General features: G+C 68.7%; 15 protein-coding genes. 12 read left to right on the forward strand and 3 right to left on the reverse strand.

The genetic code is table 11. The annotated features are described in order from the left end of the window. Nucleotides 1-68: 68 nt before the first annotated feature. The 7 genes from F3H95_RS15670 to F3H95_RS15700 are packed head-to-tail and all read left to right on the forward strand — an operon-like array spanning nucleotide 69 to nucleotide 8,338. Nucleotides 69-437, forward strand: coding sequence for a DUF1636 domain-containing protein (locus F3H95_RS15670; RefSeq protein ID WP_244618029.1), 369 nt, complete (start codon nucleotides 69-71; stop codon nucleotides 435-437). Between the two features lie 12 nt (nucleotides 438-449). Then, nucleotides 450-1,487: a cobalamin biosynthesis protein CobW gene (gene cobW, locus F3H95_RS15675; RefSeq protein ID WP_143126311.1), complete on the forward strand. Its 1,038-nt coding sequence runs from the start codon at nucleotides 450-452 to the stop codon at nucleotides 1,485-1,487. Beyond that, nucleotides 1,487-4,846, forward strand: a complete 3,360-nt coding sequence (cobN, locus tag F3H95_RS15680; protein WP_149746673.1) for a cobaltochelatase subunit CobN — start codon at nucleotides 1,487-1,489, stop codon at nucleotides 4,844-4,846. Before cobW ends, cobN begins: the two co-directional genes overlap by 1 nt. Continuing rightward, nucleotides 4,843-6,165, forward strand: coding sequence for a precorrin-3B synthase (gene cobG / locus F3H95_RS15685; RefSeq protein WP_149746674.1), 1,323 nt, complete (start codon nucleotides 4,843-4,845; stop codon nucleotides 6,163-6,165). Before cobN ends, cobG begins: the two co-directional genes overlap by 4 nt. A 9-nt stretch (nucleotides 6,166-6,174) precedes the next feature. Further along, on the forward strand, nucleotides 6,175-6,807 hold the full coding sequence (locus tag F3H95_RS15690) for a precorrin-8X methylmutase (protein ID WP_149746726.1): 633 nt from the start codon (nucleotides 6,175-6,177) through the stop codon (nucleotides 6,805-6,807). A gap of 8 nt (nucleotides 6,808-6,815) precedes the next feature. Further along, on the forward strand, nucleotides 6,816-7,568 hold the full coding sequence (locus F3H95_RS15695) for a precorrin-2 C(20)-methyltransferase (protein ID WP_149746675.1): 753 nt from the start codon (nucleotides 6,816-6,818) through the stop codon (nucleotides 7,566-7,568). After that, the gene (locus F3H95_RS15700; RefSeq protein ID WP_149746676.1) at nucleotides 7,565-8,338 is read left to right on the forward strand and encodes a precorrin-3B C(17)-methyltransferase; all 774 of its coding nucleotides are present in this window, start codon (nucleotides 7,565-7,567) and stop codon (nucleotides 8,336-8,338) included. The genes F3H95_RS15695 and F3H95_RS15700 overlap by 4 nt, the downstream gene beginning before the upstream one ends. Here F3H95_RS15700 and F3H95_RS15705 read toward each other — a convergent pair. Then, nucleotides 8,293-9,069 carry a cobalt-precorrin-6A reductase gene (locus F3H95_RS15705; protein WP_149746677.1) on the reverse strand — a complete coding sequence of 259 codons (777 nt, stop codon included), beginning with the start codon at nucleotides 9,067-9,069 and terminating at the stop codon, nucleotides 8,293-8,295. The two genes, F3H95_RS15700 and F3H95_RS15705, sit on opposite strands and share 46 nt — an antisense overlap. A gap of 1 nt (nucleotide 9,070) precedes the next feature. On the opposite strand from F3H95_RS15705, the gene cbiE reads away from it, so the two are divergent. The 3 genes from cbiE to cobM are packed head-to-tail and all read left to right on the forward strand — an operon-like array spanning nucleotide 9,071 to nucleotide 11,491. After that, nucleotides 9,071-10,312, forward strand: a complete 1,242-nt coding sequence (gene cbiE, locus F3H95_RS15710; RefSeq protein ID WP_244618030.1) for a precorrin-6y C5,15-methyltransferase (decarboxylating) subunit CbiE — start codon at nucleotides 9,071-9,073, stop codon at nucleotides 10,310-10,312. A gap of 10 nt (nucleotides 10,313-10,322) precedes the next feature. Continuing rightward, entirely contained in the window at nucleotides 10,323-10,721 is a 399-nt protein-coding gene (locus F3H95_RS15715; RefSeq protein WP_143126318.1) for a cobalamin biosynthesis protein, read from the forward strand. Beyond that, complete coding sequence (cobM, locus tag F3H95_RS15720; RefSeq protein WP_149746679.1) at nucleotides 10,718-11,491, forward strand: precorrin-4 C(11)-methyltransferase; 774 nt, start codon at nucleotides 10,718-10,720, stop codon at nucleotides 11,489-11,491. Before F3H95_RS15715 ends, cobM begins: the two co-directional genes overlap by 4 nt. Here the strand turns inward: cobM and F3H95_RS15725 are convergent. Beyond that, complete coding sequence (locus tag F3H95_RS15725; RefSeq protein ID WP_149746680.1) at nucleotides 11,446-12,591, reverse strand: cobalt-precorrin-5B (C(1))-methyltransferase; 1,146 nt, start codon at nucleotides 12,589-12,591, stop codon at nucleotides 11,446-11,448. The two genes, cobM and F3H95_RS15725, sit on opposite strands and share 46 nt — an antisense overlap. A 53-nt stretch (nucleotides 12,592-12,644) precedes the next feature. Here F3H95_RS15725 and cobA point away from each other — a divergent pair, with 53 nt between their 5' ends. Together cobA and F3H95_RS15735 are read left to right on the forward strand one after the other, a co-directional pair. Then, a complete protein-coding gene (cobA, locus tag F3H95_RS15730; protein WP_149746681.1) occupies nucleotides 12,645-13,436 on the forward strand; it encodes a uroporphyrinogen-III C-methyltransferase in 792 nt (263 codons plus the stop codon). After that, nucleotides 13,433-14,749: a cobyrinate a,c-diamide synthase gene (locus F3H95_RS15735; RefSeq protein WP_149746682.1), complete on the forward strand. Its 1,317-nt coding sequence runs from the start codon at nucleotides 13,433-13,435 to the stop codon at nucleotides 14,747-14,749. Before cobA ends, F3H95_RS15735 begins: the two co-directional genes overlap by 4 nt. Here F3H95_RS15735 and pbpC read toward each other — a convergent pair whose 3' ends face one another. Then, entirely contained in the window at nucleotides 14,750-16,834 is a 2,085-nt protein-coding gene (gene pbpC, locus F3H95_RS15740) for a penicillin-binding protein 1C (RefSeq protein WP_149746683.1), read from the reverse strand. Between the last annotated feature and the right edge of the window lie 2 nt (nucleotides 16,835-16,836).

The raw sequence follows: 16,836 nt of genomic DNA on the forward strand, positions 1-16,836 counted from the left end.
CGGGGTGGATCTTGGATCTGACGGCACGACACGATGAGCAGCAGAGTGGCGCACAGGAAACGCGGCGCGTGACGGTGCATGTCTGCGATACCTGCCGCAGCGGCCAGGAAGCGGCCGACGCGCCGCGCGACGGCGCCCTCCTCTCCGAACGCACCAAGACACTGGCGGCCGAAGGCGGAGACGTGATCGAGATCCGCGCTGTTGCCTGCCTTGCCAACTGCAAGCGCGGTCTGAGCGCCAGCATCCAGAGCGCGGACGGCTGGTCCTATGTCTTCGGCGACCTGACGACGGAGGCCGCGGCGGATCTGTTGACCGGCGCGCGCCTGCTTGCCACATCCCCCGACGGGCTGATGCCCTGGAAGGGCCGCCCGGACACGCTGAAGCGCGGCATGATTGCCCGCATTCCGCCGCTCCGTTCCATCTCCCCTGAAAGCTGAAGGACTGCCCCGATGACCCCCTCGCTCTCCCGCGTGCCCTGCACCGTCGTTACCGGTTTTCTCGGCGCCGGCAAGACGACGCTGCTGCGCCATGCGCTGGAAACCATCAAGGGCAAGCGCCTTGCCGTGATCGTCAACGAATTCGGCGATGTCGGCATCGATGGCGAGATTCTGAAGAGCTGCGGCGTCGAGAATTGCCCGGAAGACAACATCATCGAACTCGCCAATGGCTGCATCTGCTGCACGGTGGCCGATGACTTCGTGCCGGCGATCGACAAGATCCTCGCGATGGAACCGAAGGTCGACCATATCCTGATCGAGACCTCCGGCCTGGCACTGCCGAAGCCGCTGGTGCAGGCCTTCCAGTGGCCAAGCGTCAGGAGCCGCGTCACCGTCGATGGCGTGGTGGCCGTGGTGGACGGGCTGGCGCTCGCCGAAGGCCGCGTCGCCGACGATCTGGAGGCGCTTGCCGCCCAGCGGGCCGAGGACCAGTCACTCGATCATGACGACCCGGTGGAGGAAGTCTTCGAGGACCAGATCGCCTGCGCCGATCTCGTCATCCTGACCAAGACGGATCTTCTCCAGGCCGCCGATCTCGAAAAGGCGCGGGCGCATGTGGAGGATCACCTGCCGCGCGCCGTGCGCATCGTCCATTCCGAAAACGGCCAGATCGATCCTGCAATCTTCATCGGCCTCGGCCTTGCCGTGGAAGACGACATCGAGAACCGCAAGACCCATCACGACGACGAACTGGACCACGAGCACGACGATTTCGACAGTTTCGTGCTGGACCTGCCGGCGATCGCCAGCCCCGAAGCGCTCAGCCAGCGCATCGCGGCGGTGACGGAGGCGGAAAAGGTGCTTCGCATCAAGGGGTATGTGGAAGTGGCGGGCAAGCCGATGCGGCTTCTGGTGCAGGCCGTCGGGCCGCGCGTCAACCACTATTTCGACCGTCCCTGGACCGCGACGGAGGACCGCCGCTCGCGCCTCGTGGTGATCGGCGAAAAGGGCATCGATGTCGACCGGATCGGGAAGATGCTGGCCGCCTGATGCATATTCTCGCCACCACATCCGCGTCGCTCGACGACCTGATCGAACCGGTCGATCTGAACCAGACGCCCGGCGATGTGGTGGTGCTGTCCTTTACCGACAGCGACCTGAACGGTGTCGCGTCCGCCTGGGCGCGGCGCGGCGCGAGCGGCCTTTCGCTGCGGCTTGCCCAGCTCTCCGATCTTCGCCATCCGATGTCGGTCGACCTGTGGATCGACAAGGTGGCGCGGCATGCAAGAGTCCTTCTGGTGCGCGTACTCGGCGGTTACGACCGCTGGCGCTACGGCGTGGAAGAACTGTCGCATGTGGCGCGGCAGCGCGGCCTGCCGCTGATCCTGCTGCCGGGCGAGTGCAGCGAGACGGACGAGCGCCTCTCGGCCGCCTCGACGGTGGCGCAAGGGGAAATCAATCGCCTGCTCTCCTTCTTCCGCGAGGGCGGACCCGACAATCTGGACCGGCTGGCGGAAACGCTGCAGGCCCTGGCAAGGGGCGAGGCGCCACGGCCCCAGGCGGCCACCGCCGTGCCGAAGCTCGGTTTCTATCGTCCCGGACGGGGAGTGGTGTCCGAAGCCTGGGCGCTGTCGGGAGCCGAGGGACGGCCGATCCTGCCGCTTCTGTTCTACCGCTCCATGCTGCTCGCGGACGATGTAGCGCCGATCGATGCGCTCTGCACAGCGCTTGTCGCGCGTGGTGCCTTTCCGCTGCCCGTCTTCGTGCCCGGCCTCAAGGACGCGGCGACGCTGGACACGCTTCACGACACGCTGGCGAGACTGAAACCGGCGGCCGTGATCACGGCCACTGCATTTGCCAGCAATGCGGGCGCGGATGGCCGGACGCTGTTCGACAGGCTCGGCGTGCCGGTGTTCCAGACGGTAATCGCCACGACAAAGCGGGCCGCCTGGGCCGCAAGCCCGCGTGGTCTCGGCCCCTCGGATCTGGCGATGCATGTGGTGCTGCCGGAACTCGACGGGCGCATTCTGGCGGGCGTGCTGTCCTTCAAGGCGGAGCAGGAAAATGCCGGCGAGGCCGGCTTTTCCGGTTTCGCCAACCGGCCGGAGCCGGATCGCGTCGAAGCCGTCGCCGACCGGATCCTGCGCCATCTCGATCTCTACTCCACGCCGAAGGCCGAGCGCCGCCTCACCATCCTGATGCCGGATTATCCGGGAGCGGCGGGGCGCACCGGCTATGCCGTCGGCCTCGACGTGCCGGAAAGCGTGCTCGCAATGCTGCGCAGCCTTGCCGCCGATGGCTATGACGTGGCCGACATTCCGGAGACGGCAAAAGCGCTGATGGATCTCGTGCTACGGGCCGAGGCACGGTTTCCGCTGACCTCTTACGATTCCGTGCTTGAGGCCCTGCCCGCCGAGGCGCGCGAAGCGGTCGCCGCCACCTGGGGCGATCCGTTAGCCGACGAAGGTTTTGACGGCGAGGCCTTTCGGTTCCGCGCCGTCCGGTTCGGCAAGATCACGGTCGCGCTTGCCCCGGATCGCGGCCGGGAGGCAGACCGGCGCACGGATTATCATGATCCCGCCCGCCCGCCGCGCCATGCGCTGATTGCCTTCGGCGGCTGGATGCGGGAGGCCACTGGGGCACAGGCCATCATCCATGTGGGCGCGCATGGCACGCTGGAATGGCTGCCGGGCAAGACCGTTGCCCTGTCTCGCGCCTGCTTTCCCGAGATCGTCACGGGAAGCCGGCCGGTGATCTATCCCTTCATCGTCTCCAATCCGGGCGAGGCGGCGGTCGCCAAGCGGCGCATCGCGGCGCTGACCATCGGCCACATGCCGCCGGTTCTTGCCGAAGCGGGGCTCTCGGAAGCGCAGCAGAGGCTGGAACTGCTGGTGGATGAATATGCTCAGGCCGATGGTCTCGACCGCAAGCGGCGCGACCGGCTGGCGCGGCTGATCGTGGAGACGGCCGAGGAGACGGGTCTGGCGCAGGAGGCCGGGATATCCCGCGATCTCGATCCCGATACGGCCCTGTCGCGCATCGATGCCTTCCTCTGCGATCTCAAGGATTTTGCCATCAAGGACGGCCAGCACGTGTTCGGCCGCGCCGAGGCGGACGAAACGGACCCGCTGCGGCGCGACAGCGCAGACGCAGAACGCACGGCCCTGCTTGCGGCGCTCGACGGCCGCCACCTGCGCCCCGGCCCCTCCGGTGCACCGGCACGCGGACGCCGCGACGTGCTGCCGACCGGCCGCAATCTCTACGCCTCCGACCCGCGCACCATGCCGACACCGACCGCCTTCGAGCTCGGCCGCGCGGCTTCCGAAGAGGTGATCCGCCGCTATCTGCAGGATCACGGCGATTGGCCGAAAAGCCTCGTGATCGACCTCTGGGGCAGCGCGACGCTGCGCAGCGGCGGCGAAGAGGTGGCGCAGGGGCTGGCGCTGATGGGCGCGCGCCCGCTGCAGGATCCGGCCACCGGCCGCATCACCGGCATCGAGGTTCTGCCGCCGGCGCAACTCGGCCGGCCGCGCGTCGATGTCACCTTCCGCATTTCCGGCCTGTTCCGCGACATGTTCCCGACGCTGATCGCCCTTATCGATGCCGCCGCACGGGCCATTGCACAGCGCAGCGACGAGGCAGACGGTGACAATCCGCTGGCCGAGGCCGCCCGCGGGACCGGAGAGGTTCCGCCGCGCATCTTCGGCTCGGCACCCGGCACCTATGGCGCCGGCATCGAGGAGACACTCTCGTCCGGCGACTGGCAGGCCCGCGAGGAACTGGGGCGCGCCTATCTCGCGATGACCAGCCATGCCTTTGGCGGCGCGGACGGCGAAGGTTTTCATGCCGCGGATGCCTTCGCGGAACAGGTGCGGCAGGCCGATCTTCTGGTGCATACCGGCGATGATCCGGGCCGCGACCTGCTCGATGGTTCCGGCGATGTTGCCTTCATCGGCGGCTTTGCAGCCGCCGTCGCGGCCCTGGGCGGCAAGGCGGACCTGATCGCGCTCGATACCACCGATCCGAACCGTCCGCGCGCGCGCTCGGTGGCGGAAGCGGTCACTCGCGTCGTGCGGGCGCGCGCCGTCAATCCGCGCTTCATCGACGGGCAGATGCGGCACGGACCGCGTGGTGCTGCCGAATTCGCCGAGACCGTCGACCGCCTCGTCGGCTTTGCCGAAACCACGGAGGCCGTTCCGCACACGCTGATGGATGCCGTTTACGACGCCTATGTCGCAGATGAGCGCGTGCGCGATTTCGTGCTGGACCAGAACCCGGAGGCGGCCGGCGCGATTGCCGAACGGCTGATGTCGGCGCGACGCCGCGGTCTCTGGCAATCGCGCCGCAACACCGTGGACCGCGATCTGGAAGCGCTGCGCCTCGTTGCGCGGCAGAGGGAACGCGCATGACAGAGCCTCTCCCGTCCATGGCCCGCGGCGCCTGCCCGGCTCTTGCCCGGCCGATGCTGACCGGCGACGGCTATCTGTCGCGCGTTGCCCTGCAGGCGGCAATCGGCCCGGCCGCGCTTGCGGGGCTCGCGGTACTTGCCCTTCGGCATGGAAACGGCATTCTCGACATTTCGGCGCGCGGCAACCTGCAGATTCGCGGCCTGACCGAAGCCTCCGCGGCGGCGCTGGAGGCCGATGTGCGCGCGCTCGACCTGCCGCTGCGCGAGGGGCTTGCGGTGGAATGGACGCCGCTCGCCGGGCTCGATCCCGCCGAGGCGGTCGATCCGCGTCCGCTCGGCGCGACGATCATCGCAGCCGCTCGCGCCGTTCAGGGCGAACTGGCGCCAAAACTCTCGGTGGTCATCGAAACCGGGGGCCTCATCCGCCTCGACCATCTGCTGGCCGATATCCGCCTGGTCGCCGCCCCGACAGCCGATGGCTTGCGGTGGCGGGTTCTGCTTGGCGGCACGGCCAAAACCGGCACGACACTGGGGCTTGTCGCGGATGGGGATGCCGCCGAACTGGTCGGAGGCCTGCTGGTCCATCTGTCGACGCAAGGTCCCCGCGCCCGCGGTCGCGATCTTGAGCCGGCAAACCTTCCTGCCTCCCTGCTTGCCCTGCTCAGCCCCGGCGAGTCCACCGTTGCGGAAAGCCCCGCGCCGCCTTTCGGCATCTTTGCCCTGACGGCAGGCCTGCATGCCCTGCGGGTTGCCCTGCCCTTCGGCCAGATGCGGGCCGAGGATCTGGCGGCACTGACGGCACAGGCTGCGCGTGCCGGAATCCTGTGCCTGAAGCCCGCGCCGGATCACGCGCTGATCGCCATCGGTTCGGGCGAAGCCTGCGAGGAGCTGGAACTGGAAGCCCGCGCGGCGGATCTTCTGGTGCGCGCCGGCGAGCCGCTTTCGGAGATCGCCGCCTGCCCCGGCGCGCCCGCCTGCCGCTCAGCCCGGCTGGAAACGCACAGCCTCGGGCGGCTTGCCGCTGAACAGGCCCCCCTGCTGTTCGACGGCTCGGTGCGGCTGCATCTCTCCGGCTGCCAGAAGGGCTGCGCCCATCCGACACCCTCGACGCTCGCCTTTGCGGGCACCGAGGGTGCGACGCATCTTGTCTTCGAGGGCAAAACCACCGATACCCCGCTGAAACGGCTTGCTCCCCGAACGGAAGCTGCGGCGCTTTCTGCGCTGTCCGAGCTGATGCGCCTGGAGCGCCGGCCCGGGGAAACCAGTCGTGACTGTCTTCTGCGCCTCGGCCCCCGGCGGATCGAGGCGGCGCTCGCCTGAAGGATCATGATGACGACCTACGACTATATCCGCGACGGCGATGCGATCTACGCCAAATCCTTCGCCATCATCCGGGCCGAGGCGGATCTCTCCCGCTTCAGCGAGGAGGAGGCGGAGATCGCCGTGCGCATGATCCATGCCTGCGGCCTGGTGGACGCTGCTGCCCATTTCGAATTTTCCGAGGGTTTCGTCGCGGCTGCCCGCGCGGCCCTGACCGCCGGCAAGCCGATCTTCTGCGACGCGCAGATGGTGGCGCATGGCGTGACCCGCGCCCGGTTGCCGGCCAGCAACGAGGTGATCTGCACGCTACGCGATCCGAAGACGGCGGACCTCGCGAAACAGGTGGTCAATACCCGCTCCGCCGCCGCTCTCGAACTCTGGCTCGACCGGCTGGAAGGATCCGTCGTCGCGATCGGCAATGCCCCGACCGCCCTGTTCTACCTGCTGGAAATGCTGGACCGCGGCGCGCCGAAACCGGCTGCGATCATCGGCATGCCGGTCGGTTTCGTCGGCGCGGCGGAAAGCAAGGAGGCGCTGGCGGAAAGCCGCCACGGCATTCCCTATGCCATCGTGCGGGGCCGCATGGGCGGCTCGGCCATGACGGCGGCCGCCGTCAACGCGCTGGCGAGGGCAGGACTGTGAGCGAAACCATGGCAGGCAAGCCCCCCGGCAAGGTGTTTGGCGTCGGCACCGGCCCCGGCGATCCCGATCTTCTGACACTGAAGGCCGTCAAGGCGCTGAATGGCGCCGATGTGCTGGCCTTCTTTGCCAAGCGCGGCGCGCGTGGCAACGGCCGCACCATCGTGGAGGCCCATGTTCGGGCCGATATCCTCGAACTGCCACTCGTCTATCCCGTCACGGTGGAGGAGGACAAGGAGAGCGACAGCTACAAACGCGCCATCGATGGCTTCTTCGACGAATCGGCCGCGCGGATCGCGCTGCATCTTCAGGCCGGACGCAATGTCGCGGTGCTGAGCGAAGGCGACCCGCTGTTCTACGGCTCCTACATGCACTTGCATCTGCGGCTTGCACCGCATTTTCCGGCAGAAGTCATCCCCGGCGTCACCGCCATGTCGGGCTGCTGGTCTCTGGCCGGCCTGCCTCTGGTGCAGGGCGACGACATTCTGAGCGTCCTTCCCGGCACGCTGGCCGAAGAGGTGCTGGTCACGCGGCTGGCCGGCACCGACGGCGCGGTCATCATGAAGGTGGGCCGTAACCTGCCCAAGATCCGCAGGGCGCTGGAAGCCGTCGGCAAGCTGGACGGCGCGATCTATGTGGAACGGGGCACCATGCCGACCGGCGCGGTCATGCCGCTTGGCGATCATGACGGCTCGCCCGCCCCCTATTTCTCGCTGGTGCTGGTCCCCGGCTGGAAGGGCCGGCCACAGGGAAGCCTCTCATGACGGGCAAACTCACCGTCGTCGGCCTTGGTCCCGGAAGCCCGCAGCAGGTGACGCCGGAAGCGCTGGCGGCCGTGGCGGAGGCGACGGATTTCTTCGGCTACGGCCCCTATGTGGACCGGCTCGACCTGCGCCCCGACCAGCGCCGCCACGCCTCGGACAATCGCGAGGAAATGTCCCGCGCTGCCGCTGCGCTGACCCTGGCTGCCGCGGGTGGTTCGGTCTGCGTCGTCTCGGGCGGAGACCCCGGCGTTTTTGCCATGGCGGCCGCCGTCTGCGAGGCCATCGAACAGGGGCCGGATGCCTGGCGCGGCATTGAGTTTGCCGTGGTTCCGGGCGTCACCGCCATGCTGGCCGTTGCGGCAAAGGCCGGCGCGCCGCTGGGGCACGACTTCTGCGCCATCTCGCTGTCCGACAATCTGAAGCCCTGGTCGGTGATCGAAACGCGGCTGATCGCGGCGGCCGGGGCCGGCTTCGTGATGGCCTTCTACAATCCGGTCAGCAAGGCCCGCCCGCACCAGTTGCCCAAGGCCTTCGAAATCCTGCGCGCCCATCTGCCGGGCACGGTTCCGGTGATCTTCGGCCGCGCCGCCGGCCGTCCCGACGAGGCGATCCGGATCGTGCCGTTGTCGGAGGCGCGCGCCGACATGGCCGACATGGCGACCTGCATCATCGTCGGCTCGGCGGAAACGCGGCTGATTGCGCGCGACGGCAACCGCCCGCTCGTCTATTCGCCCCGTTCCTGGGACGCGGCCTCTGCGGGAAAGCGCTGACACGCATGAGCAACGAGCGCCTCGACCGTTTCAAAGGATCGGACCGCCGGCAGCACCGGACGGCGGATCATGACCACCGGAATGCCGAGCGCGCGGGCGGCTGCGATCTTGCCGTAACTGGCCGTGCCGCCGGAATTCTTGGAGACAATCACCTCGATGCGGTTTTCCGAGAGAAGCGTCCGCTCGTCCTCCTCCGCAAAGGGGCCTCGGGCGGTCAGATAGGTCACCTGCGGCAGGGCAAGCGGCGGATCGACCGGATCGACGCTGCGCACGAGATAGACATGCCGGGGGGCAGCCTCGAACGGCAGAAGCTCCTGACGCCCGAGCGCCAGAAAGGCGCGGCGTGGCGCCATTCCCAGTGCCTCGACGGCCGCCGGAACGTCGTCGACCTCAATCCACCGGTCGCCGGCGACGTGCGCCCAGCCCGGACGCCTCAGCGCCAGCAGCGGCACACCGGCGAGATCGGCCGCGCGGGCAGCATTGGCGGAGATGCGTGCCGCGTAGGGATGCGTCGCGTCGATCAGCAGGTCGATACCCCGCTCCCGCAGATAGGCCGCCAGCCCCTCGGCGCCGCCGAAGCCGCCCTGGCGAACCGGCACGGGTTGCGTGACCGGTGTGCGGGTGCGGCCCGCCAGCGACAGCTCCAGCCGGAAACGGCCGAGACCCTTCAAAGCCTCGGCGATCTGCCGCGCTTCCGTCGTTCCGCCCAGAATGAGAAGGGAGTGCACCATCTTGGCTCCTGAATCCTCTTCCTCCCTTCTAGCGGCTCGCCCCTGGTTGTCCATCGTCGGCATCGGCGAGGATGGACTGGAAGGCCTCGGAGAGAGGGCCCGCGCCGCGATTGCCGGGGCTGCCGTGGTGTTTGGCGGCCGGCGACATCTGGAGCTTGCGGCCGCGGCAATCACCGGCGAGGCACGCGCCTGGCCGCAGCCCTTCGACACGGCGATGCAGGCAGTGCTTGCGCTCCGGGGCCAGAAGGTCTGCGTGCTGGCATCCGGTGATCCGTTTTTCTTCGGCGTCGGCGTCACACTGGCGCGGCATGTGCCGGCCGCGGAGTTTTACGCCTATCCGTCACCCTCTGCCTTCTCGCTTGCCGCCGCGCGGCTGGGCTGGGCGCTGCAGGACATCGAGACCGTGTCGCTGCATGGCCGGCCGCTCGATCTGGTCCGGCCGCTGCTGCATCCCGGACGAAAGGTACTGGCCCTCACCTCCGATGCGGCAGGTCCCGGCGCACTTGCCCGCCTGCTTTGCGACGAAGGGTTCGGCGCAAGCCGGTTGACGGTGCTGGAAGCGCTCGGCGGCGACGGGGAGCGCCTGAGCGGCACGCTGGCCCGCGACTTTGCGCTGACCGGGATCGATCCGCTCAACCTCGTCGCGCTCGAGATCACCGCCGAGCCCGCGGCGCGCGTACTGCCGCTCGGCTTCGGGCTGCCGGACGAACTTTTCGACCATGACGGGCAGATCACCAAGCGGGAGATCCGCGCCGCAACGCTCTCGGCCCTCTCGCCCTGTCGCGGCGAACTGTTGTGGGACATCGGCGCCGGCTCTGGCTCGATCGGCATCGAATGGATGCTGGCGCATCCCTCCCTACAGGCGATTGCCGTCGAGCATCATGCAGAACGCGCCGCCCGCATCCGCCGCAACGCAGCTCGCTGCGGCGTGCCCGGCCTGACGCTGGTGGAAGGGAAGGCACCGGAGGCGCTCAAAGATCTGCCGCGCCCGGACGCCATCTTCATCGGCGGCGGCGGCAGCGGCACGGGCGTGATGGAAGCGGCACTTTCGGCGCTTCGCCCCGGCGGCCGGCTGGTCGCCAATGCAGTGACGCTGGAGATGGAGCAGGTTCTTCTGGCCTGTCACGCAAGGCTCGGCGGTAGCCTGACACGCTTCTCGGTCGATCGGGCCGAACCGGTCGGCCGCATGACGGGCTGGCGGCCGGCCATGCCGGTGACCCAGTGGATCTATCGACATCAATAGGAAGCAGACCATGATGATTGCCGGAATCGGATGCCGCCGCGGCACCAGTGCAGAGACGGTGATGGCCGTGCTGGACGAGGCACTTGCAGCCTTCGGCCGCGCTGGCGAACGCCCCGCGCGTCTTGCCACCGGAACGCTGAAGGCCAACGAGGCGGGCCTGCTGGAAGCCGCCGAGCGGCTGGGCGTGCAGCTTTCCGTGCTCTCCGAGGCAGAGATGGACGCGGTGTCGGATCGCACGCTGACGATCTCGCCGCACAGCGTCGGCCATGCCGGGATTTCCAGCTTCTGCGAGGCGGCAGCGCTGGCCGCCGGCGGCCCATCCGCGCGCCTCGTCGGGCCGCGCCATGTGTCGCAGGGTGTCACCTGCGCCATCGCCATTGTCGGGGAAACCATCGAGGACGCCGCATGACGGTTCATTTCATCGGCGCCGGCCCGGGCGCGGCCGATCTCATCACCGTGCGCGGCCGCGATCTCATCGCCCGCTCGCCGGTCTGCCTCTATGCCGGTTCCATCGTGCCGCGCGAACTGCTGGATTACTGCCCGCCCGGCGCCCGGATCGTCGATACGGCATCGCTGTCGCTGGACGAGATCGAAGCGGAATATCTGCGTGCCCACACGGCGGGCGAGGACATTGCCCGCCTGCATTCGGGCGATCTCTCCGTGTGGAGCGCGGTGGCCGAGCAGATGCGCCGGCTCGACCGGCTGGGCATCGACTACACATTGACGCCCGGCGTTCCCTCCTTTGCTGCGGCGGCAGCGGCCTTGAAGCGCGAACTCACCATTCCCGAAGTTGCGCAAAGTCTGATCCTTACCCGCGTCTCCGGCCGCGCCTCGAAAATGCCGGAGCGGGAAACGCTCGCCAATTTCGCGGCGACCGGCGCGACGCTGGCCATCCACCTCGCCATCCACGCGCTGGAGACGATCGTTGCGGAACTGACCCCGCATTACGGCGCCGATTGCCCGGTTGCCATCGTCGTGAAGGCCAGCTGGCCGGATGAGACGATCCTGCGCGGCACGCTCACCGACATAGCCGCACAGGTTGCGGCCCAGCCGATCGAACGCACGGCGCTGATCTTCGTCGGCCCTGGCCTCAAGGCGGCGGATTTTCGCGAAAGCGCGCTCTACAGCGCCGATTACGTACGCCGCTTCCGCTCGCCCAGGGGCAAGGACGAGGCATGATCGGAGGGGGTGAAGGGCGCTTCGCCGACGAGCTTTCCGGCCCGGTCGAAGATCAGGATCTCGAGCGCGATCGCCTCGCTGCCAAGGGCGGCGGCAGCCGTCTGCCAGGCGCGCGCAGCCATGCGGTTGCCGAGATCAAGCCCCTCGCTTTCGGCAAGCGCGAAGGCCTGAGCCACCGTGTTGGCGGTGCGGATGGCGGATGCAAGTGGAGCACTGGCACCCGCCTCCTCCGCAACGGCCGCCAGCGCGTCGAGATCGGCAAGCCCGCGCTTGGAATGCACGTCGAGCATGCCCTGGGCGAGCTTGGTGATCTTGGCAACACCACCGGCGACCGTGACCTTCGCCACCGGATGCTTGCGCAGATATTTCAGCATGCCGCCGACGAAATCGCCCATGTCGAGCAGCGCCGTCTCCGGCAGAGTGTGATGCGCCTGAACGGCCTTTTCCGTGGTCATGCCGGTGGAACCGGCCACATGCGTCAGTCCCTCTGCCCGCGCCACATCGATGCCGCGCCAGATGGAATGGATCCAGGCCGAGCAGGAAAACGGAATGACGATGCCGGTGGTGCCGAGCACCGACAGGCCGCCGACAATGCCAAGGCGCGGATTGAGGGTCTTTTCGGCAAGCGCCGCGCCGCCAGGAATGGAAATTTCGACGTCGATATCGGCGGCCTCGCCGGCCACCTCGCGGATCGCAGCGGCGATCATCTGGCGCGGCACCGGGTTGATGGCCGGCTCGCCGGGCGGAATGGGGAGACCCGGACGCGTGACCATGCCGACGCCCTCGCCGGCAAAGAAGCGGATGCCGGCGCCGGCCGGACCGGCCCTCAGCGTGCTGACGACCAGCGCGCCATGGGTGACATCCGGGTCATCGCCCGCATCCTTGATGATACCGGCGCGGGCAAAGCCCTCGCCGCGCTCTTCCAGCGCGAGCGAAAAGCCGGGGCGCTGGCCGCCGGGCAGCGTCACCTCCACCAGATCCGGAAAGCCATGGCCCGTCAGCGCCAGACAGGCAGCCTTGGCGGCGGCCGCGGCACAGGTGCCCGTGGTCCAGCCGCGCCGCAGGGTCTTGCCGGTCTCGTCTTTGCGTTCCGCATCCATGAGCGTTTCTATAGCGGTGGCGTGGTCGCACGTCACCGACAAAAGGTTTTCGTATGACGAACCCCGCCCTTCAGCGTCTTGCCGCCCGCCTGCCCGCCTTCGAGCCGGGCCATGTGTGGCTTGCGGGCGCCGGTCCCGGCGATGCCCGCTATCTCACGCTCGATGTGCTGGATGCGCTCGGCAAGGCCGATGTCGTCGTGCATGATGCGCTGGTTTCCGAGGAGGTGCTTGGCTTCGCACCGCAGGCGGAGGTTCTCTATGCCGGCAAGCGCGGCGGCAAGCCCTCCACGGCGCAGGAGGACATCACCCTGTCGCTGATCCGGCTGGCGCGCGCAGGCCGGCGCGTGCTGCGGCTGAAGGGCGGCGATCCCTTCATCTTCGGCCGCGGTGGCGAAGAGGCCGAGGCGCTGGCATCGGCCAAGATTCCGTTTCGGATCCTGCCGGGCATGACGGCCTCGCTGGCGGCGCTCGCATCGGTGCGCATTCCCGCCACCATGCGCGGCATCAGCCGGGCCATCACGCTCGCCACCGGCCACGCGGCCGGCGAGGAAGGCGACCTCGACTGGACGGCGCTCGCCAGAACCGGTGAACCGATCGTCGTCTACATGGGGCTGAAGAACCTCGCCACCATCAGCCGTCTGCTGATCGAGGGCGGGCGAACACCCGACACGCCGGCGGCCATCATCATGGCCGCGACGACAGCGGAAGAACGGCTGCTGACGGCAACGCTTGCCACTCTCGCCGCAGAGGCGGAGCAGCAAGGCTTTGCCGCCCCGGCGCTGATCGTGATCGGCGACATCGTCACCATGCGACCCCGCCTGAATGGCCTGGAGACAGCGTCATGACGCGGGCCCTCATCATCGGCGCGCCCCGTTCCGGCGCCGGCAAGACCAGCGTCACCATCGGTCTGTTGCGGGCGCTGTCGCGCCGCGGCCTTCGTGTGCGGGGCATCAAGTCCGGGCCGGACTATATCGATCCGGGCTTTCACCAGGCCGCCACCGGCCGGCAGGGCCTCAACCTCGACAGCTGGGCGATGGAGCCGGATCTGGTGCAGCACCTCCTGGCGGAAGCGGCCGAGGACACCGACCTGCTGCTGATCGAAAGCGCCATGGGCCTGTTCGACGGCATTGCCGGTGGCGAGGGCCGCACCGGTTCGGCCGCCGATCTTGCCCGTCTCCTCCACATTCCGGTGCTGCTGGTGCTCGACGTGTCCGGCCAGAGCCAAACGGCGGCTGCCGTTGCCGTCGGCTTCCGGCATTACGACGCAGCGGTGCGGATCGCCGGGATCGTGCTGAACCGGGCCGGCAGCGACCGGCACGTCCGCCTCTCGAAAACGGCGATCGAACAGGCCGGGCTTTCCGTCGTCGGCGCGGTGATGCGCAACGAGACGCTGTCGATGCCCGAACGGCATCTCGGCCTCGTGCAGGCAAGCGAGCACCCGGCCATCCAGAGCCATATCGACCGGCTGGCGGATGTGATGGAAGAGGCGCTTGACCTCGATGCGATCCTCTCGCTCGCGGTTCCGATCGCACCCGCCGCGGGCGCGACCATCGCCCATCTGCCGCCGCCCGGACAGCGGATCGCCATCGCCTCCGATGCCGCCTTCACCTTTCTTTATCCGCATCTCGGCCGCCACTGGCGGGCTGCCGGTGCCGAACTCGTCCCGTTCTCGCCGCTTGCCGACGAAGCGCCGCCGGCAGACTGCGATGCCTGCTGGCTGCCCGGCGGCTATCCGGAGCTGCATGCCGGTGCACTGGCGGGAGCGCAGAATTTCAAGGCCGGGCTTCAGCGCTTTGCCGAAACGCGGCCGGTGCATGGCGAATGCGGCGGCTACATGGTGCTCGGCGAGGGTCTTGAGGATTCAGACGGCGTTTCCCACGCGATGACAGGGCTTCTCTCGCATTCCACGAGCTTTGCCAGACGCAAGATGAACCTCGGCTACCGGCAGGCCCGGCTGCTGGCGGACGGGCCGATGGGGAATGCGGGCGCGCTTATTCGCGGCCACGAGTTTCATTATGCCCGCGTGACCGATCCCGGCCGCGACGCGGCCTTTGCCGAGATCGCCGATGGCACCGGCACGCCGATCGGTCTGTCGGGCGGACGACGCGGCCGGGTGACAGGCACCTTCTTCCACGCCATTGCGCGCGTCACCTGCTGATCATTCGATGAAGACGCGCACGGTTGCGGCACGCCCCACGGCGTCGATCACCGTCAGCGTCGAATAGCCGGCGCCATCCGGCTGCCATTCCGAAATGCGCTTGCGGGAGAGATCCGAAAGCGGCTTGCCATTGGCGAGCCAGCGGAACGGTGCACGCCCGCCCTGCAGCTTCAGCACCAGCGGCGCAATCTCCTGGCCGGCACGGGCGCCGAGATCGACGCGCGCACCTTCCGGCGGATAGACGATCTGCGGGGCAGCCTCGCGGGTGGAGGAGCGGACGAGGCCGCTTGCCGTTACCGCATACCGCCGCTGACCGATCGGCAGATCGGCAAGCGCCAGCCGCTGCGCGCCGGACGGCGGCGCTGGATGCGGGCTGATCGCCACACCCGACCGGGCAAAGGCCTCGAACAGCAGCGGGGCCGCCGTGCCATAGCCGGTGATACCGGGTACGGCGCCATTGTCCGGCCGTCCAACCCAGACGCCCAGCACATAGCGCCCGTCATAGCCCACCGACCAGGCGTCGCGGTAGCCGTAGCTGGTGCCGGTCTTGTAGGCGAGGCCGAGCTTGCGCGCCCCCTGCGGCGGCAGCACGTCGGAGAGAACATCGGTCACGTTCCAGACCGCGACCGGGTCGAGCAGCGGTTCGGCCGCCAGCCGCCGCGGCTGGTCGCGGATCCCGTCGCCAAGCAGAACCGGAAACCCCTGGTTCGCGAGCCCTGCATAGAGCTGCACCAGATCCTTCAGCGTCAGCCCCACGCCGCCAAGGCCGATGGCAAGGCCCGGCGCCTCGCCGGCCGGCAGCATCGGCCGCACCTCGGCCCGGCGGAAGCGCACCATCAGCTTGGCCGGCCCGACGCCTTCCAGCAGCCGCACCGCCGGTACGTTCAACGACAGCTGCAAGGCCTCGCGCACGCTGACATCGCCCTGGTAGCGCATGTCGAAATTGCGCGGGCGGTAGCCGGAAAAATCCGCCGGACGATCCTCGATAATGGTTTCCTGCGCCACCAGCCCGTCCTCGAAGGCGAGCCCGTAGATGAAGGGTTTCAGCGTCGAGCCGGGCGAACGCGGCACCCGGGTCATGTCGATCCAGCCGGAGCGGGCGACATCGAAATAATCGGCGGCGCCGACCTCGGCCACGATCGCGCCCGTCGTCGCATCGGCCATTACCATGGCAAGCGATGTCTTCGGCGGCAGGCCGGAAACCGCGGCGGCCGCCACCGCTTCCAGTCCCTGCTGGATCGGCTTCAGCAGCGTCGTGACATGGCGGCGCTCGTCGGGTTTCAGCCTGACGGCCGCTTCCGCCAGATGGGCAGCGAGCGCCGGTAACTGTCTCCGCTCGCGTGGCACGCCGACAAGGGCGGCGCGCTCCGCCTCCCCCTCGCCCACCGCCGTCGCCACCGTCTCGCGCCCCAGCACCCGCTGGCGTGCCGCCCGTGCCACCTCCGGAAAACGATCCGGCCGGCGCGCCTCCGGCGATTGCGGCAGGGCGACGAGAAGGGCCGCCTCCGCCACGGAAAGCCGCTTCGGCTCCTTGCCGAAATAGGCAAGGCTTGCCGCCCTCACCCCTTCCAGATTGCCGCCATAGGGCGCCAGCGTCAGATAGAGATCGAGGATCTCCCCCTTGCCGAGCCGCCGCTCTATCTGCACGGCGCGCGCCATCTGCTTCAGCTTTGCCAGCAGCGAGCGGCTGTCGCGGGGTTCGATCAGCCGCGCCACCTGCATGGAGAGCGTGGAGGCGCCCGAGACGATCCGGCCACTGGTCAGCAATTGGCCAGCGGCGCGCAGGACGGCGTAAGGATCGACACCGCCATGCGCATAGAAACGCCGGTCCTCATAGGCGACCAGCATGCGCAGGAACTGCGGATCGACATCGGCGGCCGTGGTCTTCAGCCGCCAGAGGCCATCGCGAGTGGCAAAGGCGCGCAACAGGCGCCCCTCCGCATCGAACACCTCCGGGGAGATCTCGGAGGCGGCCTCAAGCGGCGGCGGAAAGGCACGGTCGGCAGCATCGAGCGCAACAAGGCCGGCCGTCGCCAGAAGCACGAGCCCGGCCGCACCCGCCGCTGCCAGACGCCACCGTCGCATCA

It is taken from the genome of Rhizobium sp. RU35A, from assembly GCF_900156005.1.
In the GTDB taxonomy this organism is placed as follows: domain Bacteria; phylum Pseudomonadota; class Alphaproteobacteria; order Rhizobiales; family Rhizobiaceae; genus Neorhizobium; species Neorhizobium straminoryzae.